Origin of the sequence: Glutamicibacter sp. V16R2B1 (genome assembly GCF_005774635.1) — a bacterium.
GTDB classification, from domain to species: Bacteria; Actinomycetota; Actinomycetes; order Actinomycetales; family Micrococcaceae; genus Glutamicibacter; species Glutamicibacter creatinolyticus.
The window spans coordinates 1-1,743 of the sequence record NZ_VATX01000060.1; the positions used below are offsets into that span (position 1 = coordinate 1).

The following is a 1,743-nucleotide window of genomic DNA, read 5'->3' on the forward strand; positions in this document are numbered from 1 at the left end:
CACCACGGCGGGACAGCCTCGTCGTCGGGGCATCCGGTCCGCGCGACGGCTCCGCCGGACCGCGCCCAGAGGACGGCGGCCTCCTGCGCCAGCCGGCTCTTGCCTATCCCCGCCGGGCCGGTCAGGACCACCCAGCGTCCGTCGCCGGTGAGCGCCTCGTCCAGAACGGACTCCAGGACGGCGATCTCATGGACGCGGCCGACCAGGTCACCGCGCTGGCAGCCGGGCCCGGACCGGGCCGGGAACCCACCGTCGGTCGTCGCCACCGGGCCGTCGGCCGGGTCGCCGTCGGCCGGGCCACCGGTTGTCGCGGTGCCAGCCTCACCCGCGGTGCTCGCGGTTCCGACTCCGCCGAGGGCACCGGCACTGGCACCGGCCGGGTCCGAGGTGCTGGCCCGGCCGGGCCAGGAATCAAGACCGGCATCCTGGCGAAGGACGGCGCCCTGCAGGTCGCGCAGCGCCGGGCTGACCTCCAGGCCCAGCTCCTCGTCCAGGCGGCGGGCGTGTTCGCGGAACACCTCGAGCGCCTCGGCGGGACGTCCCGCCCGGTACAGCGAGATCATGTGCAGCCGGCAGGCACCCTCCGCCAGGGGGGTGTCGGCCAGCAGCTGGCGGGAGCGCAGCACCGCGGTGGTGACCCGGCTCAGGCCGAGCAGGCCGATGACCGCGTTCTGCTCGCACTGCACCCACCGCTCGGCCGCCGCCGCCGCGGCACCCCGCACCCACGGCTCGTCACTGAACTCGGCGAGCAGCGGGCCCCGGCGCAGCGCCGCGGCGCGGTCGGCGGCGGCCAGCGTGCCCGGCCAGTCGCCGGCGTCCGCGGCGGCCTGGGTCTCGTCACAGGCCCGTTCGAACAACCGCAGGTCGAGGTCCTCCAGGCTGATGTCCGCCAGGTAGCCGGGGGTACGCCGCACGATCGGCGAGGTGGCCCGATCGCCGTCCCGGAGCAGGCGCCGCAGGTTGGAGATGTGCGCCTGCAGGCTGGACACCATGCTCGGGGGATGTTCGTCCCCCCAGACCGCGTCGGCCAGGCGGTCCACGGAGACGACCCGGCCGGCGTTCAGCAGCAGGGCGGCGAGGCCCGCCCGCTGCTTGGGACCCCCGAACTGGACTGGCCCACCCTCCCGGATGACCTCGATCGGCCCGAACAGGTGGTAGAACGGCACGCCCTCATGATGCCGTCACCTCGTCTGGCGGGCTGCCCGAGCCGCCGTCGACGTCAGGACTGGACCAGACCGGCTGCGGCGCGCACCGGGTCGGCGGCCACCATGCGGGCGTTCGGGTCGTAACTCGCGGTGAGGGTCGCCAGCCGGGCGAGGGTCGCGGCGTCGTACTTGAGCGCGACGATCGCCGGGTCGGTGCTCGCGCCGAGGTTCGGCGTCGAGATTCCGCCGGACCACGGGTCGAGCGCCGCCATCACCGCCGCCGCGTGCCCCGTCGTCGCCTCGACGATCGGCGGGGCGGCGATGCCAATGGTCAGCGCCGCGTAGGCGGCGTCCCGGTGGCAGATGGCGCTCGGCTCGCGCGGGGCGCGGGCCAGCGCACCACCGAGCAGCCGCAGTTCGACGATCACCTGCGGGCAGTCGGCCTCCGGACCGGCCAGCGCGAGCAGCGTGTCGACCGCGTCCTGCGGCAGCTCCCGCAGCAGCACCGAACGCTCGTGGACGGGCATCGGGTCCACCGGGTCCGCGTGGATCATCCCGAGCGCGGTGAACGGCAGCACCCCCAGCCCGCCGAAGATCG

1 protein-coding gene and 1 pseudogene are annotated in these 1,743 nt (G+C 75.3%); both read right to left on the reverse strand.

Going from position 1 to position 1,743, the window contains the following annotated elements; all coding sequences use genetic code 11:
• Positions 1-1,166 (reverse strand): BTAD domain-containing putative transcriptional regulator (locus FDN03_RS16010; protein WP_171021294.1); only part of this gene is annotated, 1,166 nt, incomplete at its 3' end.
• 53 nt (positions 1,167-1,219) lie between these two features.
• Positions 1,220-1,743 (reverse strand): annotated as a pseudogene (locus FDN03_RS16015) (hypothetical protein); the annotation flags it as partial.